This window comes from Mycobacterium zoologicum (assembly GCF_020181635.2).
Lineage (GTDB): Bacteria > Actinomycetota > Actinomycetes > Mycobacteriales > Mycobacteriaceae > Mycobacterium > Mycobacterium zoologicum.
The window spans coordinates 91,191-116,377 of the sequence record NZ_JAYJJS010000013.1 but is presented as its reverse complement, the minus strand read 5'-3'; the positions used below and the strand labels follow the sequence as shown (position 1 = coordinate 116,377).

At 70.0% G+C, this 25,187-nt stretch carries 21 protein-coding genes and 1 pseudogene; 5 read left to right on the top strand and 17 right to left on the bottom strand.

Features of this window, described 5'->3' with window-relative positions; all coding sequences use genetic code 11:
* Window positions 1-92: 92 nt before the first annotated feature.
* From K6T84_RS12705 to K6T84_RS12645, 13 genes and pseudogenes are all read right to left on the bottom strand, one after another.
* Window positions 93-1,040 (bottom strand): cell division protein FtsQ/DivIB, encoded by a 948-nt coding sequence (locus tag K6T84_RS12705; RefSeq protein WP_224865431.1) that lies wholly within the window; start codon window positions 1,038-1,040, stop codon window positions 93-95.
* Window positions 1,037-2,512, bottom strand: a complete 1,476-nt coding sequence (murC, locus tag K6T84_RS12700; protein ID WP_224865755.1) for a UDP-N-acetylmuramate--L-alanine ligase — start codon at window positions 2,510-2,512, stop codon at window positions 1,037-1,039. The genes K6T84_RS12705 and murC overlap by 4 nt, the downstream gene beginning before the upstream one ends.
* A 5-nt stretch (window positions 2,513-2,517) precedes the next feature.
* Window positions 2,518-3,660, bottom strand: coding sequence for an undecaprenyldiphospho-muramoylpentapeptide beta-N-acetylglucosaminyltransferase (murG, locus tag K6T84_RS12695; RefSeq protein WP_225401848.1), 1,143 nt, complete (start codon window positions 3,658-3,660; stop codon window positions 2,518-2,520).
* A 7-nt stretch (window positions 3,661-3,667) separates the two neighbouring features.
* Window positions 3,668-5,188, bottom strand: a pseudogene (gene ftsW / locus K6T84_RS12690) (putative lipid II flippase FtsW); the annotation flags it as partial.
* Entirely contained in the window at window positions 5,185-6,639 is a 1,455-nt protein-coding gene (gene murD, locus K6T84_RS12685; protein ID WP_225401847.1) for a UDP-N-acetylmuramoyl-L-alanine--D-glutamate ligase, read from the bottom strand. The pseudogene ftsW and the gene murD, both read right to left, overlap by 4 nt.
* 1 nt (window position 6,640) lies before the next feature.
* On the bottom strand, window positions 6,641-7,720 hold the full coding sequence (gene mraY / locus K6T84_RS12680) for a phospho-N-acetylmuramoyl-pentapeptide-transferase (protein ID WP_224865427.1): 1,080 nt from the start codon (window positions 7,718-7,720) through the stop codon (window positions 6,641-6,643).
* On the bottom strand, window positions 7,717-9,219 hold the full coding sequence (locus K6T84_RS12675; RefSeq protein ID WP_225401846.1) for a UDP-N-acetylmuramoyl-tripeptide--D-alanyl-D-alanine ligase: 1,503 nt from the start codon (window positions 9,217-9,219) through the stop codon (window positions 7,717-7,719). The genes mraY and K6T84_RS12675 overlap by 4 nt, the downstream gene beginning before the upstream one ends.
* Window positions 9,216-10,745 carry a UDP-N-acetylmuramoyl-L-alanyl-D-glutamate--2,6-diaminopimelate ligase gene (locus K6T84_RS12670; protein ID WP_225401997.1) on the bottom strand — a complete coding sequence of 510 codons (1,530 nt, stop codon included), beginning with the start codon at window positions 10,743-10,745 and terminating at the stop codon, window positions 9,216-9,218. Before K6T84_RS12670 ends, K6T84_RS12675 begins: the two co-directional genes overlap by 4 nt.
* A gap of 148 nt (window positions 10,746-10,893) precedes the next feature.
* Window positions 10,894-12,813 (bottom strand): peptidoglycan D,D-transpeptidase FtsI family protein, encoded by a 1,920-nt coding sequence (locus K6T84_RS12665; RefSeq protein ID WP_224865425.1) that lies wholly within the window; start codon window positions 12,811-12,813, stop codon window positions 10,894-10,896.
* Window positions 12,810-13,874 (bottom strand): cell division protein FtsL, encoded by a 1,065-nt coding sequence (gene ftsL / locus K6T84_RS12660; RefSeq protein WP_408066101.1) that lies wholly within the window; start codon window positions 13,872-13,874, stop codon window positions 12,810-12,812. Before ftsL ends, K6T84_RS12665 begins: the two co-directional genes overlap by 4 nt.
* On the bottom strand, window positions 13,871-15,091 hold the full coding sequence (gene rsmH / locus K6T84_RS12655; RefSeq protein ID WP_225401844.1) for a 16S rRNA (cytosine(1402)-N(4))-methyltransferase RsmH: 1,221 nt from the start codon (window positions 15,089-15,091) through the stop codon (window positions 13,871-13,873). Before rsmH ends, ftsL begins: the two co-directional genes overlap by 4 nt.
* Window positions 15,066-15,497, bottom strand: coding sequence for a division/cell wall cluster transcriptional repressor MraZ (gene mraZ, locus K6T84_RS12650; protein WP_224865423.1), 432 nt, complete (start codon window positions 15,495-15,497; stop codon window positions 15,066-15,068). Before mraZ ends, rsmH begins: the two co-directional genes overlap by 26 nt.
* 444 nt (window positions 15,498-15,941) lie before the next feature.
* Entirely contained in the window at window positions 15,942-16,337 is a 396-nt protein-coding gene (locus K6T84_RS12645; RefSeq protein ID WP_224865422.1) for an SCO2097 family morphological protein, read from the bottom strand.
* Between the two features lie 172 nt (window positions 16,338-16,509).
* On the opposite strand from K6T84_RS12645, the gene K6T84_RS12640 reads away from it, so the two are divergent.
* Window positions 16,510-17,097 carry a GNAT family N-acetyltransferase gene (locus K6T84_RS12640; RefSeq protein WP_224865421.1) on the top strand — a complete coding sequence of 196 codons (588 nt, stop codon included), beginning with the start codon at window positions 16,510-16,512 and terminating at the stop codon, window positions 17,095-17,097.
* An 18-nt stretch (window positions 17,098-17,115) separates the two neighbouring features.
* Entirely contained in the window at window positions 17,116-17,832 is a 717-nt protein-coding gene (locus K6T84_RS12635) for an LppM family (lipo)protein (protein ID WP_225401843.1), read from the top strand.
* Here the strand turns inward: K6T84_RS12635 and K6T84_RS12630 are convergent.
* Window positions 17,829-18,713 carry a mycobacterial-type methylenetetrahydrofolate reductase gene (locus K6T84_RS12630; protein ID WP_304621334.1) on the bottom strand — a complete coding sequence of 295 codons (885 nt, stop codon included), beginning with the start codon at window positions 18,711-18,713 and terminating at the stop codon, window positions 17,829-17,831. The genes K6T84_RS12635 and K6T84_RS12630 overlap by 4 nt on opposite strands.
* 187 nt (window positions 18,714-18,900) lie before the next feature.
* On the opposite strand from K6T84_RS12630, the gene idsA2 reads away from it, so the two are divergent.
* Window positions 18,901-19,950 (top strand): bifunctional (2E,6E)-farnesyl/geranyl diphosphate synthase, encoded by a 1,050-nt coding sequence (idsA2, locus tag K6T84_RS12625; RefSeq protein ID WP_225401996.1) that lies wholly within the window; start codon window positions 18,901-18,903, stop codon window positions 19,948-19,950.
* Window positions 19,951-19,967: 17 nt separating this feature from the next.
* On the top strand, window positions 19,968-21,470 hold the full coding sequence (locus tag K6T84_RS12620) for an alpha-(1->6)-mannopyranosyltransferase A (RefSeq protein ID WP_225401841.1): 1,503 nt from the start codon (window positions 19,968-19,970) through the stop codon (window positions 21,468-21,470).
* A 7-nt stretch (window positions 21,471-21,477) separates the two neighbouring features.
* Here K6T84_RS12620 and K6T84_RS12615 read toward each other — a convergent pair whose 3' ends face one another.
* A complete protein-coding gene (locus tag K6T84_RS12615) occupies window positions 21,478-21,882 on the bottom strand; it encodes an Rv2175c family DNA-binding protein (RefSeq protein ID WP_224865416.1) in 405 nt (134 codons plus the stop codon).
* Between the two features lie 53 nt (window positions 21,883-21,935).
* On the opposite strand from K6T84_RS12615, the gene K6T84_RS12610 reads away from it, so the two are divergent.
* Window positions 21,936-23,117, top strand: a complete 1,182-nt coding sequence (locus K6T84_RS12610; protein WP_408066100.1) for a protein kinase domain-containing protein — start codon at window positions 21,936-21,938, stop codon at window positions 23,115-23,117.
* Window positions 23,118-23,208: 91 nt separating this feature from the next.
* On the opposite strand, the gene K6T84_RS12605 is transcribed toward K6T84_RS12610, so the two are convergent.
* Window positions 23,209-24,594: a class II 3-deoxy-7-phosphoheptulonate synthase gene (locus tag K6T84_RS12605; protein WP_225401840.1), complete on the bottom strand. Its 1,386-nt coding sequence runs from the start codon at window positions 24,592-24,594 to the stop codon at window positions 23,209-23,211.
* A 34-nt stretch (window positions 24,595-24,628) separates the two neighbouring features.
* Window positions 24,629-25,117: a polyadenylate-specific 3'-exoribonuclease AS gene (locus tag K6T84_RS12600; protein WP_225401839.1), complete on the bottom strand. Its 489-nt coding sequence runs from the start codon at window positions 25,115-25,117 to the stop codon at window positions 24,629-24,631.
* Window positions 25,118-25,187: the final 70 nt, after the last annotated feature.

The following is a 25,187-nucleotide window of genomic DNA, read 5'->3' as shown; positions in this document are numbered from 1 at the left end:
CTCCTGATCTCCGCCGGGACGGAATCTCGCGACACCCTCACCGCGTGTCGCGTCGTGAGATTCCGCCTCGGCGCCGAGGCAGGGCTACCGGGCTAGCGGACGGTCGGCAGATCCGGACTCGACACGTCATAGGTGTGGCCGGGCTGGGTGAGCAGCGCCGCCAGCTTCTGCGCCTTTTCGGGGGTACGGTCCGTGTTGCCCCAGACCACCACCCGGCCGTCGGCCAACGTCAGCGTGATCGATGCGACCGACGGGGCAGCCACCCGACCGATCTGCCCGGCGACCTCCGGCGCCAGGGCCGTCATCACCTGCAGCGCCGCGCGGCTGGCCGGGTCGCTCGGGCCGGGGTTGTCGACGTCGAACACCGGCAGCCCCGGCGGTGGCGGCGCCGTCGCGAAGTCGACCCCGTCGCGGTCGAACAGGTGCGGCCCGTCCGGGTAGTCCTTGAACACCACGGCGACGCGCTCGATCACCGCGATTCCCAACGCCGACGGGTATTGCCGCTGCACCCGGGTGCTGGCCACCCGCCGGATCGTCGCGACCCGCTCGGCGACCGCACCGGTGTCGATCTGCAACAGCGGAGTCCCCAGTTGCACGTCGGCGACGGCCACCACCTCGTCGCGGGACAGTGCCGCAAGTCCGGTGACCTCGATGTCGCGCACCGACATCGCCGGGGTGAAGTACAGGATCAGCCCCAGGCCGACGACGCCCAGCATCGCCAGAATCATGGCCAGCACCATCTTCAGGCCCCGAATGGTGCCCCGCGGAAGACGTTTCGCCGGTTCGCCCGCATTCGCGCGGATGCGCCGCTTGGCTTCCCGCCGGGCCTGCTCGATGGCCTCCGCGCGGGCTTGCGCGGCTCGCCGCTCGGCCCGCTCCCGTCGAGCCCGCCGCCGCGGTCCCTCTTCGTCGGCCTGCTCCCCCGCCGCTTCATCCCCCGCCGCCGGCTCGCCCTCGGCGTCGGCCTGCTGCTCCTCGGCAGACCCCTGGGGCGCCGGCTCTTCTGGTACGGCGTCTGGGTCTTCGGGCGGCGTGCTCACAACACGCTCGGGCGGCCGGGCGGCGTCCGGTTGGCCCGCACCCGCAGCGCGGTCACGATCTCCGGGCCCAACACCGTGACGTCGCCGGCACCCATCGTGACGATCACGTCACCGGGACCGGCCGCCGCTGCCACCGCGTCGGGCACCGCGGCGAAATCCGGCAGATAGTGCACCGGCACGGTCACGTGCTCGACGACACTGGCCCCGCTGACTCCCGGCAACGGCTGCTCGCGAGCGCCGTAGACGTCGAGCACGAACACCTCGTCGGCACCGTCAAGAGCGCGGCCGAAGTCAGCGGCGAAAGTCTTTGTCCGCGAGTACAGATGCGGTTGGAACACCACCAGGCTACGCCCGGTGCCACCCTCGTTGAGCAGAGCCCGCACCGCGTGCAGCGTCGCGGCGATCTCGGTGGGATGGTGCGCGTAGTCGTCGAAGACCCGCACCGACCCACCCGACCCCACCAACTCGAAGCGTCGGCGCACCCCGTCGAACCCGGCCAGACCGTCGAGCACCGCATCCAGTGGCGCGCCGACCTCGATTGCCGCCAGCAGCGCCCCCAGCGCATTGAGCGCCATGTGTCGGCCGGGAACCGAAAGTCGCATGGTCCGCGGCTGATCCGCGCCGGTCAGGGCGATCTCGGCGACCGCACCGGTGCCGTGCTGCTCCCAGCTCAGCATTGTTGCGGCAAGCTCACCTCGCCCAGGTCCGGCGGTACCGTAGCGCAACACCCGGATACCCTGTGCCGCAGTACGATCGGCCAGCTCCGCGGACCCGGCGTCGTCGACACACACCACCGCGGCCCCACCCGGCGCGATACGTTCCACGAACGCGTCGAACACCTGGGTGTAGGCCTCGGCGCTGCCGAAGAAATCCAGGTGGTCGGCTTCGATGTTGGTCACCACCGCCACATTCGGCGTGTACTCCAACAGTGAGCCGTCGCTCTCGTCGGCCTCGGCGACAAACAGCGGGCCGCTGCCGTGGTGGGCGTTGGTTCCGGCTCCCGAACCGGCAGAGCCCAATTCGCCGCCGACCGCGAAGGAAGGGTCCAGCCCGCAGTGCTGCAGTGCCACCACCAGCATTGAGGTGGTGGTGGTCTTGCCGTGTGTGCCGGTGATCATCAAGCTGGTGCGCCCGGCCATCAGCTTGGCCAGCACCGCCGGGCGCAGCACCACCGGGATGCCGCGCCGGCGCGCCTCGACGAGTTCGGGGTTGGTCTTGGGGATCGCCGCATGCGTGGTGACCACGGTGGTGACCCCGCCGGGCAACAGGTCCAGTGCCGAGGCGTCGTGGCCGATACGGACCTGAGCGCCGCGGGCCCGCAGCGCGTGAATCCCACGGGACTCCTTGGCATCTGAGCCCGACACCAGGCCGCCGCGGTCCAGCAGGATGCGGGCGATGCCGGACATGCCTGCTCCCCCGATGCCGACCATGTGCACCCGGCTCAGTTCCGGCGGCAGCTGCTGGGCACTCATGCCGCTCACTGGCCGCCCCTCGCTGCGCTCGCGACTTCCAGCGCGACGGAAGCCACCCGCAGAGCGGCCTCGGGGTGCCCGGCCCGGGCGGCGGCGGTGGTCATGGCCGCCAGCCGGGGTTCGTCGGTGAGCAGCCCGGCCACCGTGTCGGCCACGAATTCCGGTGTGAGCGCAGCATCGTCGACGAGCAGGCCACCACCGGCGTCGACCACCGGCAGCGCGTTGAGCCGTTGTTCGCCGTTGCCGATCGGCAGCGGCACGTAGACCGCCGGCAGGCCCACTGCCGAGACCTCGGCGACCGTCATCGCCCCGGACCGGCAGATCGCCAGGTCGGCGGCCGCATACGCCAGGTCCATCCGGTCCAGATACGGCACCGCGACGTAGGGCGGGTCACCTGCGGCCGGCTTCGGCAATTCCAGGGTGTTCTTGGGCCCGTGTGCGTGCAGCACCGAAACGCCTGCGGCCGCAAGTTGTTTGGCCGCACCCGACACCGCCTGGTTGATCGAGCGGGCGCCTTGCGAGCCGCCGAACACCAGCAGCACCCGGGCATCGTCGGCGAAGCCGAACTCAGCGCGGGCCTCCGCTCGCAGTGCCGCGCGGTCCAGGGAGGTGATGGCCGCCCGAACCGGCACCCCGACCACCTCCGGATCGGCCAGCCCGCAGTCCCCGACCGCCGAGAGCACCCGCTGAGCGCCCCGAACGCCGACCCGGTTGGCCAGCCCGGCACGGGCGTTGGCCTCGTGGATCACCACCGGCACGCGGCGGCCTACGCCGCGGGCGGCCAGGTAGGCCGGCAGCGCTACGTAGCCGCCGAATCCGATCACCACGTCGGCCTGCACGGCGCGCAGCAGCGCCCGGGTCTGCCGCACGGCACGCACCACCCGCAGTGGCAGCCGGAACAGGTCGGCGTTGATCTTGCGGGGCAACGGCACCGGGGTGATCAATTCCAGGTCGTAGCCGCGCGCCGGCACCAGTCGGGTCTCCAGGCCCCGGGCGGTGCCCAAGGCGGTGATCCGCACGTGGGGGTCCAGGGTGCGCAACGCGTCGGCGACGGCCATCGCAGGCTCGACATGGCCGGCGGTACCACCGCCGGCCAGGACCACCGATATCGGCGCGCCGCAGGCCGGCGTGCTGACCGAGTCGTTCACTGCGCTAACGCTGACCTTCCAGTGCGCGAGCGCGTCCACCGGTGGGACGCGAGCCGACGCGACGCCGGCCGCCACCATTTTGCCCTGCGCGCTCGGCGCCACGAGGCACCGCCCGCTTGGTCGCCTTGGCGGTGCCGCGCTGCCCGGCCGAACGCGCCGGCGGCCGCTTACCGCCGCGCTGCTTTCCCTCCGACTGTGGCCGGGACCGCAGCCGGTCGCGCAGTGCCTCGACCCGGGTCGGCGCGTAGGGCTCGGGCAGCGGCAGCCGCAGAATCCGGTTCATCCGGTCGTCCCGGCCGGCCCGCAGCGCCGCGACCGCCTCCGGCTCGTGGCGCGCCGCATTGGCCATGATGCCGATCATGAACAGCGTTGTGGCCGTTGACGTTCCGCCGGCAGAGATCAACGGCAGCTGGATTCCGGTGACCGGCAGCAGCCCGATCACATAGCCGACGTTGATGAACGACTGGCCGATCACCCACATGGTGGTGGTGGCCGTCAGCAGCCGCAGGAACGGGTCGGCGGAGCGACGGGCGATACGCATGCCGGTGTAGGCGAACAGCCCGAACAGCGCCAGCAGCCCGAACCCGCCGATGAACCCCAGCTCCTCACCGATGATCGCGAAGATGAAGTCGTTGTGCGCGTTGGGCAGGTAGTTCCACTTGGCCGTGCCCTGGCCCAGACCGTCGCCGAAGATACCCCCGTTGGCCAGCGCGAACTTCGCCTGGCGCGCCTGATAGCCGGCGCCCAGCAGATCGGAGTCGGGGTCGAGCCACGACCGCACCCGGTCGGAACGGTAACCCTCGGTGACGGCCATGATCGCGGCGGCGGCGACGATCGCGGCCAGCGACGTGCCGAACACCCGCAACGGCAGCCCGGCGTACCACAGCAACGCCAGCAGGATGATGCCCAGCGAGACGGTCTGCCCCAGGTCGGGCTGGATCACGATCAGCACCAGTGCGACCCCGGCCGCCGGCACCAGCGGGACCAGCATCTCGCTCAGGGTGGCTCGATCCATGCGCCGGCTGGCCAACAGGTGCGCGCCCCAGATGGCGAAGGCGATCTTGGCCAGCTCCGAGGGCTGCATGGAGAAGCCGTAGACGACGAACCAGCCCCGGGAACCGTTGGACAGGGTGCCGATGCCGGGGATGAGCACCAGCACCAGCAGCACGATGGTGAACGCGTAGCCGGCAAAAGCGGTGCGGCGCATGAACCGTACCGGCATGCGCAGGGCCACGTAGCAGCCGAAGAGCCCGATAACCGTCCACAGCACCTGCTTGGCGAAGATCCGCCACGGCGAGCCGTCGACGCCGTAGGACTCCACCCCGGAGGCCGACAGCACCATGATCAGGCCCAGCGTGGTCAGCAGGGCGGCCAAGGCGATGATCAGGTGAAACGATGTCATCGGCCGGCCCAGCCAGGCCCCGACGCGGGTGCGTGGCTCGGATTTGGTGGGCTTGTCGGCGGTGGCCCCGTCGGTGGCGGCGGCTGCGGGATCAGACCGCCGCAGCCGGGCCAACAGGCCGATCACACCGATCCTGCCGCCGCACGCGCGGCGGCCGCGAACGCATCACCCCGGGCGCCGTACCCGGAGAACTGGTCGAAGGAGGCACCCGCCGGGGCCAGCAGCACGGTGTCCCCGGGCTGGGCCAAGTCACGGGCTGCGGCAACCACGGCCGTCATCACCCGCGAGCTCAACGTCTCGTCGGACCCGTCAGCTACTTGTGTCACACAAGTAACTGGAGACACGGCAGTATCACCCATACCAATATCCTCGCCTGTCACAACATGGACGACGGGGACATCCGGCGCGTGTCGTGATAACGCCTTGGCAACCTCGCCTCGATCACGGCCGATCAGCACCGCACCGGCCAGGTGACCGGCGACCGCGGCCACGGTGGCATCGACGGATGCACCCTTGAGCAACCCACCGGCCACCCACACCACCCGCGGATAGGCCAGCACCGACGCCTGGGCGGCATGCGGGTTGGTGGCCTTGGAGTCGTCGACGTAGCTGACACCGTCGGCCACCACCACCAATTCGGCGCGATGCCGCCCGACCTGGAACGACGCCAGCGCATCGGCGACCGCCTCGGCCGGCACGTCCACGGCGCGGGCCAGCGCGGCGGCGGCCAGCGCGTCGAGCACCCCGACCGGCCCGGGCACCGGGATCGACGACACCGGCGCCAGCACCAGGCGGTCCGCGAATGCCCGGTCCACCAGCATGCCGTCGATGACGCCGAGCTCACCGGGCGCCGGCTCGCCGAGCCGGAAACCCACCTGCACCGGCGCGGGCACCGAGCCCAGCAGTGCTGCCGCATGCGCGTCGTCCATCCCGACCACTGCCACCCGGCCGCTCAGCGCGCGCGCCTTGTCGGCGGTGTAGGCGGCCATGCTGCCGTGCCAGTCCAGGTGGTCTTCGGCGATGTTGAGTACCGCGCCGGCCTCCGGCCGCACCGACGGAGCCCAGTGCAGCTGGAAGCTGGACAACTCGACGGCCAGCAGTTCGGCGGGCTCACCGAGGACGTCCAGCACCGGGTCGCCGATGTTGCCGCACAACTGCGCGGTTCGGCCGGCGGCGGTCAGCATGGCGTACAGCATCGAGGTGGTGGTGGTCTTGCCGTTGGTGCCGGTCACCACCAGCCAGCGCCGCGGCGGGCCGTAGTGCCCGGCGGCGTCCAGGCGCCACGCCAGTTCGACATCCCCCCAGACCGGTACCCCGGCCTGGGCCGCCGCGGCCGGCACCGGTGTGTCGGGGGCGAACCCGGGGCTGGTGACCACCACGGCGTAGTCGGTGATCCGCGCCGCGGCCGCAGCCGGGCTCAAGGTGGTGACCTCGGTGAACGAACCCAGGGCGGCGGCGTTGTCGTCGCACAGGCTCAGGTCCACCCCCAGCGGCGCCAGCGCGCTGCATACCGCCCGGCCGGTCACCCCCGCGCCGGTGACGAGCACCCGTGCCCCCGCGGACAGCGGACCCAGCACGTCAGCCTCCGACGGCGGTGAACCACTCGCCGTAGAACATCGAGACACCCAGCCCGCAGGCGATGGCGGTCAGCAGCCAGAACCGGATGATCACCGTGGTCTCGGCCCAGCCCGCCAGCTCGAAGTGGTGATGGAACGGCGCCATCCGGAACACCCGGCGGCCGGTGCTGCGGAACGCCACGATCTGCACCACCACCGAGGTGATCTCGGCGACGAACAGCCCGCCGAGCACCACCGCGAGAATCTCGGTGCGGGTGGTGATCGACAACCCGGCGATGATCCCGCCCAGTGCCAGCGAGCCGGTGTCGCCCATGAAGATCTTCGCCGGCGCGGCGTTCCACCATAGGAATCCGATGCAGGCGCCCGCGGTCGCCGCGGCGATCAGCGCCAGGTCCAGCGGATCGCGGACGTTGTAGCAGCCCAGCTCGGGTGCTATCGCACACGCGTTGCGGTGCTGCATGACGGTGATCAGCACGTAAGCGCCGCTGACCATCGCCATGGACCCCGCCGCCAGCCCGTCGAGGCCGTCGGTGAAGTTCACCGCGTTCGACCAGGCACTGACGATCAGGATGACGAACAGCACGAACACCGCCGCCGGCAACGTGACGGTGGCGATTTCGCGCACGTAGGACAGCTGCTGGGATCCCGGCGTCAGGCCCGAACCGTTGCGGAAGCCGAGTACCAGCAGACCGAACAGGGTGGCCGCGGTGACCTGCCCGACGGTCTTGGCGGTCTTGTTCAGGCCCAGGTTGCGCGACCGGCGGATCTTGATCAGGTCGTCGATGAAGCCCACCACCCCCAACGCGGTGGCCAGGCCCAGCACCAGCAGGCCCGAGGCCGTCGGCCCGGTACCGTAGAACACCAGGCCGGCCAGCTGCGCGGTCAGATAACCCGCCCACAGCCCAGCCACGATCGCAACGCCACCCATCGACGGTGTGCCGCGCTTGCTCTGGTGGCTGGCCGGGCCGTCCTCGCGGATCTCCTGCCCGAACCCCTGCTTGGTGAACAGCCGGATCAGCACCGGGGTCAGCAGGATCGCCACCAACAACGCGACACCGGCCGCGACCAGGATCATTATCATCCGCGATCCCCTCGATCCTCGCTGGTCAGCGCGTCAGCCAGAGCGGTCAGCCCGGCCGAGTTGGACGCCTTGACCAGCACCACGTCGCCGGGTTCGAGTTCGGCACGCAACAGGGCCAGGGCGGCGTCGACGTCGTCTACCGCCGTCGCTTCCGAGCCCCACGACCCCTCCATGACCGCGCCGTGGTGCATCGCGCCCATCGATCTCCCCACTCCGACCACTATCAGACGAGACACATCTAAGCGCACCGCCAGCCGTCCGATGCGGTCATGCTCGGATATCGCGTCCTCGCCCAGCTCAGCCATCTCCCCGAGCACCGCCCAGCTGCGCCGCTCCGTCACCCCCTCGCCGCGGGCGATCCAGACCAGCGCCTGCAATGCCGCGCGCATGGAGTCGGGATTGGCGTTGTAGGCGTCGTCGATAACCGTCACCCCGTCGACGCGGGTGCTGACGTGCATGCGGTGCTGCGACGCCGGTCCGGCAGAGGCCAGGGCGGTGGCCACCTGCTGTGGGGTGGCACCGCATTCCAGCGCGACGGCGGCCGCACACAGCGCGTTGCCGACCTGGTGCTCGCCGGAAACTCCGAGCGCTATCTCGGCCTCACCGCGCGCGCCGGCGTGCAGGGTGAAGCGCGGGCGGGCCAGCTCGTCGAGCGCCACCGGGCCGGCCCACACATCGGCGGGGGCGCGGCTGACTCGCACCACCCGGGCATCGGTCTTGTCGGCCATCGCTGCCACCGCCGAATCGTCGACGTTGAGGATCACCACGCCGGACTCCGGAACAGCTTGGGCGAGTTCGGCTTTGGTGTCGGCTATCGCCTGCCGCGAACCGAACTCACCCAGGTGCGCGGTTCCGACGTTGAGCACCACCGCCACCTGCGGCGGCGCGATGGCCGCCAGCGCGGCGATATTGCCGCGATGCCGCGCCGAGAGTTCCAGCACCAGAAAGTCGGTGTCCTCATCGGCGCGCAGCACCGTCCACGGGTGGCCCAGTTCGTTGTTGAACGAGCCGGGCGGGGCCACCACCTGGCCCAGCGGCGCCAGTACCGCGGCGATCAGGTCCTTGGTGGAGGTCTTGCCCGACGATCCGGTGACGCCGACGATTCTCAGCCCGCGGGCCACCAGCCTGGCGGCCACCGCCGCGGCCAGAGAGGCCAGGGCGGCCAGCACGGCGGCACCGGATCCGGCCTCGTCGTCGTGTTCCAGCGCGCCGGACCGGCTGAAAGATGCGGGTTCGGCTGGATCTACAACGATGGCCGGCACCCCGACCGGGCGCGCGGCAAGCACCGCCACCGCACCGGCGTCCACCGCGGCGGCCGCGTGGTCGTGGCCGTCGGCGCGCGCACCCGGCAGCGCCAGAAACAACGATCCCGGCGTGATCCGGCGGGAATCGAACTCCACCGTGCCGGTGATGTAGGTGTTCGCGGCAGCGTCGGCGGTGACGTCGGCCAACCGGCCACCGACGATATCGGCGATCTCGGTGAGGCTCAGCTCGATCATCCGAGCCGCTCCAGCACCGCGGCGAGTTCGACGCGATCGTCGAACGGTTGGGTCTGCCCGCCGGCGGTCTGCCCGGTCTCATGGCCCTTGCCGGCGATCAGCACCACGTCGCCGGGACGCGCCCAGCCCGCCGCGTACTCGATGGCGGTCCGGCGGTCGCCGATCTCGACCGTCTGCGCCGAACCGGCTTGGGCCCCGGCCAGGATGGTCCGGCGGATGTCGGCGGGGTCCTCGCTGCGCGGGTTGTCGTCGGTGACGACGACCAGGTCGGCGAGTTCCGCGGCGATCTGTCCCATCGGGGTGCGCTTGCCGTGGTCGCGGTCCCCGCCGGCACCGAACACCACGGCCAGCCGACCATCGGTGTCCGCCAGTTCGCCGCGCAGCGTGGTCAACACCGCCTCCAGCGCACCCGGCTTGTGCGCGTAGTCGACCAGCGCCAGGAAACTCTGACCGCGGTCGACGGGCTCCATGCGTCCGGGCACCCGAGCATCGCGCAATCCGGGCGCGGCCTGTTCCGGGGAGACACCGACCGAGTCCAGAATTGCCAGCGCCACAAGGCAGTTGGCGATGTTGTAGTCGCCGGGAAGACCGATGCCGATCAGGTGGTGCACGCCGGCGGGATCGACCACGGTGAACTCTTGAGCAGCCGGCCCCGAACCGGCGTCAACCGATTCCAGGCGCCACTCCGCCGGGCGGCCCGTCGCACTGACGGTCACCGGCGACGCCGCACGCGCGGCCATCGCCGCACCGGCCTCGTCGTCGACACAGACCACCGACACGGCGGCGTGCAACGGCGACGCCGGGTCGAACAGCCGTGCCTTGGCCTCGAAGTAGTCGGCCATGGTCGGGTGGAAGTCCAGGTGGTCGCGGGACAGGTTGGTGAAGCCGCCCACCGCGAACCGCGATCCGTCCACCCGGCCCAGGCTCAGCGCGTGACTCGACACCTCCATGACCGCGGTGTCCACCCCGCGCTGGGCCATCAGCGCCAGCAGCGCCTGCAGCGCCGGGGCCTCCGGGGTGGTCAGCGCACTGGGCAGGTCGACCCCGTCTATCCGGACGCCGACCGTGCCGATCAGCCCGGCGGTGCGGCCGGCGGCGCGCAGCCCGGCCTCGACCAGATAGGCGGTGGTGGTCTTGCCGGATGTTCCGGTGATCCCGATCAGGCCCAGGCGTTCACAGGGGTGCCCGTAAACCGCGGCGGCCAGCTCCCCGAGCACCGCACGCGGGGCCGGGTGCACCACCACGGGTATACCGGGTGCCGTTGCGGCACTCCCGATCTCGGTGACTCCAGCTCCGTCGGAGAGTATCGCCACCGCACCGCGCGCCACCGCATCGGCGACGAACCGCGCGCCGTGGGTCTTGGCGCCGGGCAGCGCGGCGAACAGGTCACCGGGCTGCACGTCCTGAGCCCGCAGGGTCAAACCGGTGATCGGCAGCGGCGGCACCACCTCACCGGTCACCGCGACCGCCCCGATCCGGGCGGCCAGCTCCGGCAACGGCGTGCCTCCACCGACATCTGGGCGCATTGCGGCAGACACCGCCGTCACCTCCGTCCGCTGCGATCAACTCCTCTGGATCGGACCTGAGACTACCCAGCCGGGCGGCAACAACGGCGCAGGCGATCCGACTTTCGGCGCCGGGTCCCCCATTGCCCGGCTCGACCAGTCCGACCGGTTACATCGCCTGCAGGAGCAGCGGTGGTCCCGGATCCGGAGACAGCGGCACATTGTGGCGCTGCAACAGCCAGGCGGCGATGTTGTGGAACAGCGGCGCGGCCGAGGTACCGGGTGAACCGTCAGCGGCCCGGTGCGGGTTGTCCATCATCAGCCCGATCACGTAGCGCGGATTCTCGGCGGGAGCCATCCCGGCGAACGTGATCCAGTAGACGTCGTCGTAGTAGCAGCCGCAACCGGAGTTGATCTGCTGCGCGGTGCCGGTCTTTCCGGCGATCTGGTAACCGTCCACGGCGGCCTGCCAACCGGTGCCCTGCTGGACGCCGGTCGGGTCGCGCTGCACCACCGACCGCAGCATGTTGCGCACGGTCTGAGCCGTCGTGGCGGAGACCACCTGGACGCCTTCGGGCCTCGGCTCCTCGGTGCGGGTGCCGTCGGGGGCGACGGTCGACTTGACGATGCGCGGCGCGATCCGCACCCCGTCGTTGGCGATCGCCTGGTACATGCCGGCCATCTGCAGCAGTGTCATCGAAAGACCTTGACCGATAGGCAGGTTCGCGAACGAGCTGCCCGACCATTGGTCGACCGGCGGCACCAGCCCGGCGCTCTCCCCGGGCAGCCCCACGCCGGTGCGCTGCCCGAGTCCGAACTTCCCCACCATGTCGAACCAGCGCTCCGGCCCCACCCGCTGCGCCAGCATCAGGGTGCCCACGTTGGAGGACTTACCGAAGATCCCGGTGGTGGTGTAGGGCGCGACGCCGTGCTCCCAGGCGTCACCGACGGTGACGTCGGCGACGTTGATGGAGCCGGGAACCTGCAGGACCTCGTCGGGGTTGGACAGGCCGTACTCGATCACCGATGCCGCGGTGACGATCTTGTTCACCGAGCCCGGCTCGAACGGCGTCGACACCGCGAGATTGCCGAGTTGGCGGTCCTCCTGGCGGCCGATGTCCTGCGACGGGTCGAAGGTGTTGTCGCCGGCCATCGCCAGCACCTCACCGGTCTTGGCATCCAGCACCACCGCCGTGACGTTGCGGGAACCTGTGACGTTCTTGGCCTGCTGCACTTGCTGCTGGACATAGAACTGGATGTCGTCATCGAGGGTGAGCTGGACTGTGGACCCATTGACCGCCCGGTGCCGGTTGCGGTAACTGCCCGGAATCACCACTCCGTCGGAGCCGCGGTCGTAGGTGACCGACCCGTCGGTTCCGGCCAGCACGGCGTCCATCGAGTCCTCCAGGCCCAGCAGGCCGTGGCCGTCCCAGTCGATGCCGCCGACGATATTGGCCGCCAGCGACCCGCCTGGATACTGCCGCAGGTCCTGGCGTTCGCTGCCGACCTCCGGGAACTTGTCGCTGATCGCCTCGGCCAGCGCCGGGTCGACGGCGCGGGCCAGATAGACGAACGTCTCTTTGCTGTGCAGCTTCTTGAGCAGCTTCGCGGAGTCGGTCTTGTCGCCGAGTCGCTGGGCGATCTCCTTGGCGATCTCCTGTAGCCGGCGCTCCGGGTCGGGGGCGGCGGCGCTCTTCTTCTTCGCCTCGGCGAGCATCTTGCCCACCTTGATCGGCTGGAAGGTCAGCGCGCGGGCCTCGATGGTGAACGCCAGCTTATCGCCGTTGCGGTCGACGATGTCGCCGCGCATGGCCGGCTCGACATCGGTGACCTTGAGCTGCCCGGCAGCTTCGGCCCGCAGCCCGGAGGCTTCGGGCACCTGCAGATAGAACAGCTGTGCCGCCGCCAGCGCCAGCACCAGCAGGATGACGGCATTGCCGATGCGCTGCCGGAAGGCAAATGACGCGCTGCGCCCGCCCAGTTCGGTCGCCGTGCGGGTACGACGGTCCCGCGCCGAACGCCCCTCTGCCACTGCCCCTTTCGGAGCCTTGGACTGCTTGGGGGCTTTCGCCGAGCCGGGCCGTCTCATCGCAGCGCTCCGGGCGCCGCCGGCACCACCACCGCGTCAGGCGGCCCAGGCAGCGGCTCGGGCGGTAGAACGGCCTCCGGCGGCAGGACGGCCGCGGGCGGCAGAACGGACTCGGGCGGCAGCACCTGCCCCGGCGGCAGAACCGACTCGGGCGGCGACACCGGCCCCGGCAGCACGGCGACCGGCAGGGTGTCCACCCCGGGTCCCGGCGCCGGACCGAGCAGCGGCGTCCCGGACAGGCCGGGAATGGTCAGGGGGGCACCGGGCACACCGGCCGGCGGCATCCCGGCGTCGGGCAGATGCGGAGCCGGCGGCTTGGCGACGGCGACCGGCACCCGAACCGGCACCTCAGCAGGCGTCGGCCGGTCGTCGGGCAGCTTGGTGTTCAGCGGCGGCGGCGGCACACCTTCGGCGGGCTTGGGAACCCCGACGACCACCCAGTTGCCCACCGGGTCCTGGACCAGATGCGCGGTGTCGCGGGTCGGAATCATGCCCAGTTCGCGGGCCGCCTCGGCAAGTGCGGGCGCGGACTCTTTGGTGAGCACGTCGCGTTCGAGGGCTTCCTTCTGCTGCAGCAGAACGCGATTGCGTTCCTTGATGCTGCCCAACTGATAGGAGCGTTCGGCGGCGTCCGTCGAGAGCCACAATGTGATCCCCAGCCCGATGCCGAGCGCACCGATGATCAGCACGACGAACGGGACCTTGGCCGCAAGCGTGCGCGGGCGCAGGTCGACCGAGGCCAGCCGGGTGATCAGGCGTTCACGCAACGGTACGCGTACTACCTTGGGAGCCTTGGCCTTTCGCGCCTTGGCGCGCGCCTTGGCCTGCTTGGTGCTCTTCGGCGGCGCCGGCCGGGCGTCGGGGCGCGGGCCAGCGGTGTTCTGCGGTCCGGACCGCGGCCGGGTTTCGCGGCCCGGCGCGGTGGCCGTCGCGTGCGGCCGGCGGATCCGCCGGTTCGCTGCGGTGTCACCCGCCCGGCGCGACCCGGCGCGGGTTGCGCCCTCGGGACCCCGGCGGCGGTCACCCTGCCGCTGCGCGGGCTTGCGCTTGGTCGCCATCATCTCCCCCTCGGTGCCACGATCAGCCCGGCCTGCACCCGCTGGGCGGCCCGCAGCCGGACCGAACCGGCCCGCGGGTTCCGCTCGATCTCATCCGGTTCAGCCTGCTCGGCGCCACGCGTCAGCGCCGTGAATCTTGCTTCGTCACCAGGCAATTCGACCGGCAGGCCGGCCGGCGTGCGGGACGCGGTCGCCGCGGCGAACACCTGCTTGACGATCCGGTCCTCCAGCGATTGGTAGGCCATCACCGCGATGCGCCCACCCACCACCAGGGCGTTCAGCGCGGCCGGAACCGCAGCGCGCAACGAGTCGAGTTCACCGTTGACGGCGATCCGCAGCGCCTGGAAGGTCCGCTTCGCCGGATGCCCGCCGGTACGCCGAGCCGGCGCCGGAATCGCCTCGTAGAGAAGTGCGGTCAGCTCGCCGGTCGAGGTGAACGGCGTCTGCTCCCGACGGCGGACGATGCGCGTTGCGATCCGGGACGCGAAACGCTCCTCGCCGTAGCGGCGCAGGATGTCGGTGAGCGCAGCCGCGTCATAGGTGTTGAGAATGTCGGCGGCCGTCAGCTCGCCTTGCGGATCCATCCGCATGTCCAACGGGGCGTCGTGGGAGTAGGAGAATCCCCGCTCGACCCGGTCGAGCTGCATCGACGAGACACCCAGATCGAACAGCACGCCGTCGATCGAGCCGGTGGCGGCAAGCCCCGATTCCGTCAGCGCGTTGGCGATCCCGTCGTAGCGGGTGCGCACCGTGGTGAGGCGATCAGCGAAACGCGACAAGCGATTACCGGCGATGTCCAGGGCGGTGGGGTCGCGGTCCAGGCCGATCAGCCGCAGGCCGGGAAAGTCGGCGAGGAATCGTTCGGCGTGCCCGCCGGCGCCCAGTGTGGCGTCCACCAGCGTCGCACCCGATCCGTCGGGAGACACCCGGGTCAATGCGGGAGCCAGCAGCTCGACGCAACGCTCCAGCAGGACCGGCACGTGCCCGAATTCACCCTGCTCGGCCACCGCAACACCTCCCCGTCCGCTCTGGCAGATTCGCCGCAATCTGCCGTCGATCCGCAACGTCCGGCTCCGCCGCGCTTGCGATCGTCGGGCCCCTGCCTCGAGGTCCCTGCCCGACTGCACGAACCTGACGTTGGGGAAGTACGTCAGGGTCGGTTCGGACAGAGGCCACGAGGCACGGGCGGGCGCCTCAGATGATGTCGCTGAGTGCTTCATCGCTGGCCGCGGAGAAGTTCTCTTCATGGGTCTGCTGGTAGTCGTTCCACGCCTGGGCGTCCCAGATCTCGAGATAGTCGACCGATCCGATCACCACGCACTCCTTGGACAGGTTGGCGTAGCGGCGGTGGTCGGCCGACAGCGTGATCCGGCCTTGGCCGTCGGGGTGCTGCTCATCGGTGGCCGCGGCCAGGTTGCGCAGGAAGGCCCGGGCGTCGGGGTTGCTGCGCGATGCGCTGGCCGCCCGGCGCGCCACCTGCTCGAACTCGGCCCGCGGGTACACGGCCAGGCTGTGGTCTTGGCTCTTGGTGACCATCAACCCCCCTGCCAGTGCGTCGCGGAACTTGGCGGGCAGTGTCAGCCGCCCCTTGTCGTCGAGCTTGGGCGTGTAGGTGCCGAGAAACATTGGGCACCTCCCCCTCAAGTCAACAACGTTAGCCCACGATACCCCACTTTGACCCACTACGCACCATTTCTAGGGCACAAGTTGCCCCCGCTCCCCACTCCTGGGCGTTGATACCGGTTTGAGCCGGGCGCAACCAGTGCGTCGACGGCAGAAAACGCCTGGTCGAACCCAGTGGGGAGGAAGTGGGGACGAGTGGGGCCCGACGGTGGGGCCCAGTGGGGCGGGGGTAGGGGGCGCGCCCACCATTGGACCGACCCCCAGAAGCGGGAACGACGCCGAGTGAGCGGTTTTCTCGCCTCGACGGCTGGCATTCCGACGAGAACGCACACTCGCCGGGATGGAGGGGTCGGAGGCGGAGAACGGTGGGGCTCACTGGGAGGCCCCGGTGCCCGGCGCACAGAAAAGGGCAGCCCCGCGGGGCTGCCCTTTCACGTCAAATGTGGGTTACGGCTCGAAACGGCGGCGGAACCGGTCTTCCATGCGACTGGCGAAGGTGCCGCTGCCGCCCTTGACCCGGCGCTGTGGACCGCCGCTGCCCTTCGGCGCGGCCTCGTGGACGGATTGATTCCCGGTGATCGCGAACACCACGCCGGCGAACATGACCACGAAGCCCACCACGCTCACGATCAAGAAACCGGGGTTGACCGTCGCATAGAACGGGATGCCCGAGACCAGCATCAACAAGCCCACCACGAACAGCACCAAGCCCTGCACCCGACGTCGGGTGGTGGGCGTGCGCAATCCGCCCCCGCGAACGCTGGACGCGAACTTCGGGTCCTCCGCATAGAGGGCGCTCTCGATCTCATCGAGCATGCGCTGCTCATGATCGGAGAGTGGCATTCGTCCCTCCTTGTCGACGACCGGTCACAAAAAATCACTGCCCGCCGCGTGGATACGTCATCGATGCGGGCAACTAACACTGATAATACGAGGTCGGCCTGCGTCGTACCACAGGCTTCGTTCAATTGTAGCCGCGCATTCGTGATCATCGACCGGGAGAGGACCCTGCACGTTGCCGAGACTCCTCATCGACCTGCCCCCCGAAGGGATGGCCGAGCGCCTCGGCGAGGCACTGCGCGTGTACGTCACGGCCATGGGGTATCCGCCGGGCACCGAGAACCAGCGGGCCGCGATGTGGCTGGAGCACACCCGCCGGCGCGGCTGGCGGGCGGTGGCCGCCGTGGAGGACACCGATCTACTCGGGGTCGCCTATGGCTACAGCGGGTCATCCGACCAGTGGTGGCAGCAGCAGGTGGTGCTCGGCCTCCGGCGCCGGGGCGTGCCCCAATCCGACATCACCCTGCTGATGACCAACTACTTCGAGCTGACCGAACTGCACGTCATACCTAGTGCACAGGGCGACGGCCTGGGCGAGGCGCTCGCGCGGCGACTGCTGTCGGGGCGGCCGGAGGCCAACGTGCTGCTGTCGACACCGGAGATCAGCGGCGAGCGCAACCGCGCCTGGCGGCTCTACCGCCGGCTGGGATTCGTCGACGTCATCCGTGGCCACAACTTCACCGGAGATCCCCGGCCATTCGCCATCCTGGGCCGAACCCTGCCGCTGGAACAGCCGTCCGCCCCACCGTCAGCGCCTCGCTGAACCGCCGGGTCTGGCACGATGACGTCCGTGCATGTACGGCATTCCCCCACGCCCGTCCGACGGTTCACCGCAACCCGACGACTGCTCGCGATCGCCGGCCTGTTGTTGCTCACGGCGCCGATGACGGTTGGGTGCGTACGGATCAAAGCCAGCATCACCGTCTCCGCCGACGACCAGGTGTCGGGCCAGATCGTCGTCGCCGCGGTACCGCGCAATGACGCCGACACCGGCCCCAAGCTCAGCGCCGACCTGCCGTTCCCGCAGAAGGTCTCGATTTCGAGCTACAAGCGCGACGGCTACGTCGGCTCCCAGGCGGTGTTCTCCGACCTGACCTTCGCCGAACTGCCGCAGCTGGCCGAAATGAACCGCGACGCGGCCGGCGTCAACCTCGCCCTGCGCCGGGCCGGCAACCTGGTGATCCTGGAGGGCCGGGTGGACCTCACCTCACTGAACGACCCGGAGGCCGACGTCGAGCTGACCGTCGCGTTCCCCGGCGAGGTGACCTCCACCAACGGCGAATACATCAATACCGACATGGTGCGCTGGAAACTCAAGCCGGGCGTGGTGAGCACGATGAGCGCCCAGGCCCGCTACACCGATCCCAGCACCCGCTCCTTCGTGCACGCCGCACTGTGGCTGGCGCTGTCCACGCTGGTCGCCGCCGGCGGGGTGGCGCTGATCGCCTGGCTCGGCCGGGATCGTTCGCCCCGGTTGCGCGCCCCGGCCGACGACTAAGGCGACCAGTACTCGAGCATCTGCGCGAACGTGGTGAAGGCCGCCCCGGACACCCCGTAGGTCGCCTCCAGATGAATGCTCAGCGGGAAGCCGAGGTCGGCGACTCCGTCGATCACCCGCTTGTAGAGGTCGAGCATGAGCGTGCGGCGCTGCTCGGGTTCACTGGCGGCGAGCTTCATGACGAACTCCTGCTCGGCGGCCACCGCCGCATTGCCCGGGTCCTGGATCAGCCAGTTGATCAGCCCGACCCGGTTCTCGAACGTCGGCACGAAACCGAACGACAGCAGAATCTCCGGGCGCGCATCGCTGTGCCGGGCGAACTCGGTCAGAAACGGCACGATCGCATCGGAGTACAGCAGCTGGCACAACCCGAACGTCGCGCCGCGCTCGCACTTGAAGTTGAACCGGCCGATCTCCTCGGTGCGGGTGGGGATCAGGATGACGCCGCGGTTGGGCACGTCCGCCCGAAACGTCGCCAACGCATCGGTGGGCGGCACTCCCGAGCCCTCGCCGTCGGCCATGGTCCGGGGCACCCCGACGAACACCACGCCCTCGATGCCGGCGGTGGTCATCTCCCCCAGCCGGGCACGCAGCGTCGTCTCGTCGGAGAACGCGGTGACCTGGGTGCACAACCCAGCCATGTCGGGCAGCTCCGGGGTGATGGCCCGCCAGAAGTCGAGCACGTCGAGCTTGGGCTTCATCTCGATCGGCCGGTCGTCGTCCTCGGCGATCATGCTCGGCATCAGGATGTGCCGGATCCGGCCCTCGATACCGGCCTCGTCGGCGCACCGCAGAACCTTGTGGGCCTCCTCGACGGCGTACCCGAGACCGCGGTCGACATTCGGCGGCACCAGCTCGAGTGCGACGGTGTTCATGGTCACGAGGTTGCTCCTCATCAAAGGGTGGTAGGGCGCCCACTGAAGCAGGAGCGGCGCCGCCGGTCGCCAATCCCCCCCCGGGCGTGGTGGCACACTTTACGCTGAACGCACGCCGGGGCCCGCCCCGGACCGGGCCAAAGAAGAAAGGGGCGCGGCGCTGAGCGACACAGCCGCACCGTCAGCGATCGAGCTGGCCGGCGCCGTCACCGAGCAGTTGCGCTGCTACCTGCGCACACGTCACGACGAGACCGCGTACATGGGCGAGGACTACCACGACCTGGTCACCGGCCTCGAAGAGTTCGTGCTCAGCGGCGGTAAGCGTCTGCGCCCGGCGTTCGCGTACTGGGGCTGGCGCGCGCTCACCGGCCGCGACGCCGACGACGGCGAACTGCTGCTGTTCTCCTCGCTGGAACTGCTGCATGCGTGCGCGCTGGTGCACGACGACGTGATCGACGCCTCGGCGACCCGGCGCGGCAGCCCGACCACCCACCGCAAGTTCGCCGAACTGCACCGCACCCGCCGGTGGCGGGGCTCGGCCGATCAGTTCGGGCTCTCGGCCGCCATTCTGGTGGGTGATCTGGCGCTGGTCTGGGCTGACGACATCGTCGCCGAGGCCGATCTGCCGCCCGCGGCTCGGCGCCGCGTCCGGCGGGTCTGGTCGGACATCCGCACCGAGGTGCTCGGCGGCCAGTACCTCGACATCGTTGCCGAATCCAGCGGAGTCGAGTCGATCGCGTCGGCGATGACGGTCAACACCTACAAGACCGCCTCATACACCGTGGTGCGCCCACTGCAGCTCGGCGCCGCCGCCGCCGACGACCGGCCCGACATCGCGACCCTGTTCTCAGAACTCGGCACCGATCTGGGCGTGGCGTTCCAACTGCGCGACGACGTGCTGGGGGTGTTCGGTGATCCCGCGGTCACCGGCAAACCGTCCGGCGACGACCTGCGCTCGGGCAAACGCACCGTGCTGGTGGCCGAGGCGGTCACCCGGGCCGACCGATCCGATCCGGCGGCCGCTCAACAGCTGCGCGCCTCGATCGGCACGGCACTGACCGACACCGAGGTCCGGGAGCTCTGCGGCATCTTCGAATCGGTGGGCGCCCTGGCAGCAGTCGAAACCCGGATCGATGAGCTGACGCGCCGTGCCATGGACGCGCTGGCCGCCGCGCCGATCGACGACGCCGCCAAAGCCGGACTGACCGACCTGGCCCGCCGGGTCGCCGACCGAACCGCCTGAACCGCCCCGGAGCCCCCATGCCTGAGACGTCAACGGCTGCAGCCGATCCCATCCGATGGCTGACCCGACTGCGCCGGTTCGCCACCAGCGAGGAAGCCGGCGCGGCCTGGCTCGGCTGCGTGGGCGCAATGCTGATCACGGTCGGCGGGCTCGGCGCCGGCAGCACCCGCGTCCACGATCCGGTGCTGGAGTCGCTGCACCTGTCCTGGCTGCGTTTCGGCCACGGGCTGGTGCTGTCCACGGCACTGTTGTGGACCGGAGTCGCGGTGATGTTGCTGGCCTGGTTCGGCCTGGGCCGACGGGTGATCGACCGCACCGCAAGCGAATACACCCTGATCGTCACCACCGGGTTCTGGTTGGCCCCGCTTCTGCTGTCGGTTCCGGTGTTCAGCCGCGACACCTACTCCTACCTCGCCCAGGGCGCGCTGCTGCGTGACGGCTTCGACCCGTATCAGGTCGGCCCGGTCGCCAACCCCAACTCTCTGCTGGAGAATGTCAGCCCGATCTGGGCGGCCACCACCGCACCGTATGGGCCGGCGTTCATCCTGATCGCCAAACTCGTCACGATGGTGGTGGGCAACAACGTGGTGGTCGGCACCATGGTGTTGCGCCTGTGCATGCTGCCCGGGCTTGCGCTGCTGATGTGGGCCGCGCCGCAGGTGGCCCGGCGAGTCGGGGGCACCGGCCCGGCGGCGCTGTTCCTGGCGGTGCTCAACCCGCTGGTGATCATCCACCTGATGGGCGGGGTCCACAACGAGATGCTGATGGTCGGCCTGATGGTGGCCGGTATCGCCCTGACCCTCATGGACCGCCCACTGGCCGGGGTGGCACTGCTGGCGGTGGCAGCGGCGGTGAAGGCGACGGCGGTGATCGCATTGCCGTTCCTGGTCTGGATATGGATGCGGCGGCTGCATCAACGCCGCGGCTACTCGCCGGTGGCGGCGTTCGCGGCGGCCGCGGCTGCCTCGGCGGTGATCGTCGTCGCCGTCTTCGCGGTGCTGTCGGCGCTGGCCGGGGTGGGCCTGGGCTGGTTGACCGCGCTGCTGGCCGGCAACGTCAAGATCATCAACTGGCTGACCATCCCGACTGCCGTCGCCAACCTCCTGCACGCCTTCCTGACCCCTGTCGGGTCGCTCAACTTCTATGCGGTGCTGCACGTCTCCCGAATCGTCGGGGTCGGGGTGATCGCTGTGGCACTTCCGGTGATCTGGTGGCGATCACGCCGCGACGATCGCGCCGCGGTCTCCGGGATCGCCTGGGCCACGCTGGTGATGGTGTTGTTCGTGCCGGCCGCACTGCCCTGGTATTACACCTGGCCGCTGGCGGTGGCCGCCACCGTAGTTCGCTCATCCGGGGCCATCGCCGCCATCGCCGCGGCCTCGACCTGGATCATGGTGATCTTCAAACCCGACGGTTCACACGGCATGTACGCCTGGCTGCATGTGATCGGCGCGACCGGCTGCGCCGTGTACGCCTGGTACCGGCTGAGGCAGCCGGCCGAAGAACCGGCTGCGGCCTGAACGCCCCTCAGTACGCCATGGCCTGGGCCCGGCGCATAACCTCGCGGGCCTGATGGGCGTGCAGAGCGTCGATCGGGCGGGCGTTGACCACCACCTCTTTGACGCCGTCGTGGGTCAACGACAGCGACGAGTCCGGGGTGAACAGCCAGCGCAGGATCTCCGTCGGGCGGTAGCCGCCGTCGGCCAGCACCGACAACAGCCCGGGCAAACTCTTGACCACATCGCCGTCCTGCGTGAAGAACAGCTGCGGGATCAGCAGCACGCCGTCGCGCCGCACCGCCATCAGGTGGCTTTCGCGCAGGTACTGGTGGACCTTGGTGACCGGTAGCCCGAGCATCTGCGCGACGTGGGGCAGGTCGAATGTCGGTTCGTCGGGCTCGAGGACGTCTTCGGCGGCCGGAATGCTGCTCACGACATGAAGTCTAGAACCGTCGCGCCGGTCGCCGGCGCACCTACCATGACCAGGTGACTGTCACGTGGGGGCCCGACGCGCTGGAAGGCGCGTTGCTGGACGGCAGGTACCGGGTCGGGACCCGGATCGCCACCGGCGGTACCTCCACGGTGTACCGCGGTCTCGACGAACGACTGGACCGCCCGGTGGCGGTGAAGGTGATGGACCTTCGCTACGCCGGCGATCAGCAGTTCCTGACCCGATTCCAGCTGGAGGCACGCGCCGTCGCCCGACTCAAGGATCCGGGCTTGGTCGCGGTCTACGACCAAGGTTTCGGCACACCGCAGGACGCCGGACAACCGTTCCTGGTGATGGAGCTGGTCGAGGGCGGTACCCTGCGCGAGTTGCTCGACGAGCGGGGGCCGATGCCGCCGCACGCCGTCGCGGCGGTGCTGCGGCCGGTGTTGGGGGCGCTGGGAATCGCGCACCGCGCCGAACTGGTTCACCGGGACGTCAAACCGGAGAACATCCTGATCGCGTCCGACGGCCATGTGAAGGTGGTCGACTTCGGGCTGGTCCGTGCCCTCGCCGCAGCCGGGATCACCTCGACGAACGTGATTCTGGGCACGGCCGCCTACCTGTCCCCCGAACAGGTCCGCGACGGCAACGCCGGGCCCGCCAGCGACGTCTACGCCGTCGGCGTGCTCACCTACGAGCTGTTGACCGGCCACACCCCGTTCACCGGCGACTCCCAGCTGGCGGTGGCCTATCAGCGCCTCGATCATGACGTCCCGCCGCCGAGCTCCGTGATCGACGGCGTCCCAACCGAATTCGACGAGCTGGTGGCCCGGGCGACCACGCTCGATCCGGCCGACCGGTACGCCGACGGCCTCGAGATGGCCGACGCGGTCGATGCGATCGCCCACCGGTTGAACCTGCCCGCGTTTCGGGTGCCGGCGCCGCGCAACGGTGCCCAGCACACCACCGTGCTGCCCCGCCAACCGCCGAGCCCGGTGGCGCCGGTCGGCCACACCCTGCAGATGCCCCGCGACGCACGGGACTGGACTGTTGACACTGACACCCGATACGAGTTGGTGACAGGCGAATTCGCCGGGATCGAGCTGGGTCAGTTCATGCTGGAGCGCGCCCATGCGCGGCGCATGACGGTGATCTGGCTGGCCGCGGTGCTGGCACTGACCGGGCTGGTGGCCGCCCTGGGCTGGACCCTGGGCAACAACGTCGGCGCGCTGCTGTAACCCGCTACTCCCCTGGCGCGAGTGCGCACAGTTGTACGCGCCGGGCGGCGTGTCGGTGTGCAAACACGCCCGCTCGCGGTAGGGGGGGAGCTCAGCCGCGCAGCATCTCCGCGACCAGGAAGGCCAACTCCAGGCTCTGCTGGGTGTTGAGCCGCGGGTCGCAGGCGGTCTCGTAGCGACCACCGAGGTCGGCATCCGAAATGTCCTGCGCGCCACCGAGACACTCGGTGACGTCCTCGCCGGTGAACTCCAGGTGGATGCCACCGGGGTGGGTGCCCAGTGCGTGATGAACCTCGAAGAAGCCCTGCACCTCGTCGACGATGCGGTCGAAGTGCCGGGTCTTGTGGCCGGTGGAGGCCTCGTGGGTGTTGCCGTGCATCGGGTCGCACTGCCAGATCACCTGGTGCCCGGTGGCCTGCACCTTCTCGATGATCGGCGGCAGCAGGTCGCGCACTTGGGCGTTACCCATCCGGCCGATCAGCGTCAGGCGGCCGGGCACATTGTGCGGGTCAAGGCGTTCGACGTACTCGACAGCCTGGTCCGGGGTGGTGGTCGGGCCCAGCTTGACGCCGATCGGGTTGGCGATCACCTCGGCGAGCGCGATGTGCGCGTGGTCGAGTTGGCGGGTCCGCTCACCGATCCACAGGTAGTGCGCGGACAGGTCGTAGAGCTGCGGCTTGCCGTCGATGTCGGCCATCCGCAGCATGGCCCGCTCGTAGTCGAGCACCAGCGCCTCGTGGCTGGCGTAGATCTCGGCGGTCTGCAACTCCCGATCCGCCACCCCGCAGGCGTTCATGAACTTCAGGCCGCGGTCGATCTCACCGGCCAGCGCCTCATAGCGGGCGCCGGCCTTCGAGGTGCGGACGAACTCCCGGTTCCAGTCGTGCACCAGTTCCAGCGAAGCCAGCCCCGAGGAGGTCAGGGCGCGGACCAGGTTCATCGCGGCGCTGGCGTTGGCGTAGGCCCGCACCAGCCGGGACGGGTCGTGCTCGCGCAGCGCGGCATCCGGGGCCAGACCGTTGACCATGTCACCGCGGTAGGACTTCAGGCCCAGCGCGTCGATGTCGGCCGAGCGGGGCTTGGCGTACTGACCGGCGATGCGGGCCAGCTTCACCACGGGCATGGACGCGCCGTAGGTCAACACCACCGCCATCTGCAGCAGGGTGCGAATGTTGCCCTTGATGTGCGGCTCGGTGTTGTCGGTGAAGGTCTCGGCGCAGTCACCGCCCTGCAGCAGAAACGCTTCCCCGCGCGCCACCTGTGCCAGCAAGCCCTGCAAGCGGACGACTTCGGATGCCACCGTGATCGGTGGCACGCTCTCCAGCACCGTACGCATCGCCTTGGCCTGGTCGACGGGCCAGCTCGGCTGCTGAACCGCCGGCCGGGCCAGCGCCGCGTCGAGGCGCGCGCGCAGGTCAGCGGGCAGCGGCGGCAGCGGCGGCAGCTCATCGATCGGTACGTCAACGGTCCAATTCACTCGACCATGGTAACCGGGTGCCGACCTGCGTTGATCAGGCCAGTTCAGTCCCGGTGATCAGCTGGAACCGGAGCAACTGGTCGCGGGCGTCCACCAGCGCGTCGTGACTGCCCGCCGAGCGCGGTGGCAGCTTCGGGCGGCCCCGGTCCTCCCAGAGTTGACGCAGCTCATGGGTGAAGCGCGGAATGGGTGCCGGCAGATCCGGCATCGTGCCCCACAACTGGCAGAGCACCACGTGATCGTAGGCGGCGACCCAGGCCCACAATTCGATCGGCTCGCCACGATCCACGCCGAAGAACTCCTCGAGGTCGGCGCGGATCCGGCTGCGCGACCGCCACGCCTTCGACGCCGGGGACGGCAGCTTGGGCAACACGTGAGCAGCCACCCACGGCCCGGCCCGGCCCGGGTCGAATTCGGATGACACCGCGTAGTATTCGCGGCCGTCCTCGGCGACCACGCCGATCGAGATCAGCTCGATGGTGCGGCCGTCCTCGATGAACTCGGTGTCGTAGAAGTACCTCACCGCGGCGGCCCTCCCGGCCGGCGCGGTGGCTGGCGAGGCACCAACGGACCCGACGGCACCGAGAACGGCA

Excerpts from the sequence above, each read along its gene's own strand:
- mraZ (WP_224865423.1), bottom strand. The coding sequence starts at position 15,497 with ATGTTTCTCGGCACCTACACGCCCAAGCTCGACGACAAGGGGCGGCTG.
- rsmH (WP_225401844.1), bottom strand. The coding sequence starts at position 15,091 with ATGAAGCACTCAGCGACATCATCTGAGGCGCCCGCCCGTGCCTCGTGG.
- ftsL (WP_408066101.1), bottom strand. The coding sequence starts at position 13,874 with ATGATGGCGACCAAGCGCAAGCCCGCGCAGCGGCAGGGTGACCGCCGC.
- mraY (WP_224865427.1), bottom strand. The coding sequence starts at position 7,720 with ATGATAATGATCCTGGTCGCGGCCGGTGTCGCGTTGTTGGTGGCGATC.
- K6T84_RS12620 (WP_225401841.1), top strand. The coding sequence starts at position 19,968 with ATGCCTGAGACGTCAACGGCTGCAGCCGATCCCATCCGATGGCTGACC.
- murC (WP_224865755.1), bottom strand. The coding sequence starts at position 2,512 with ATGAGTGCCCAGCAGCTGCCGCCGGAACTGAGCCGGGTGCACATGGTC.
- K6T84_RS12665 (WP_224865425.1), bottom strand. The coding sequence starts at position 12,813 with ATGAGACGGCCCGGCTCGGCGAAAGCCCCCAAGCAGTCCAAGGCTCCG.
- K6T84_RS12635 (WP_225401843.1), top strand. The coding sequence starts at position 17,116 with ATGACGTCCGTGCATGTACGGCATTCCCCCACGCCCGTCCGACGGTTC.
- K6T84_RS12645 (WP_224865422.1), bottom strand. The coding sequence starts at position 16,337 with ATGCCACTCTCCGATCATGAGCAGCGCATGCTCGATGAGATCGAGAGC.
- K6T84_RS12670 (WP_225401997.1), bottom strand. The coding sequence starts at position 10,745 with ATGCGCCCAGATGTCGGTGGAGGCACGCCGTTGCCGGAGCTGGCCGCC.
- K6T84_RS12675 (WP_225401846.1), bottom strand. The coding sequence starts at position 9,219 with ATGATCGAGCTGAGCCTCACCGAGATCGCCGATATCGTCGGTGGCCGG.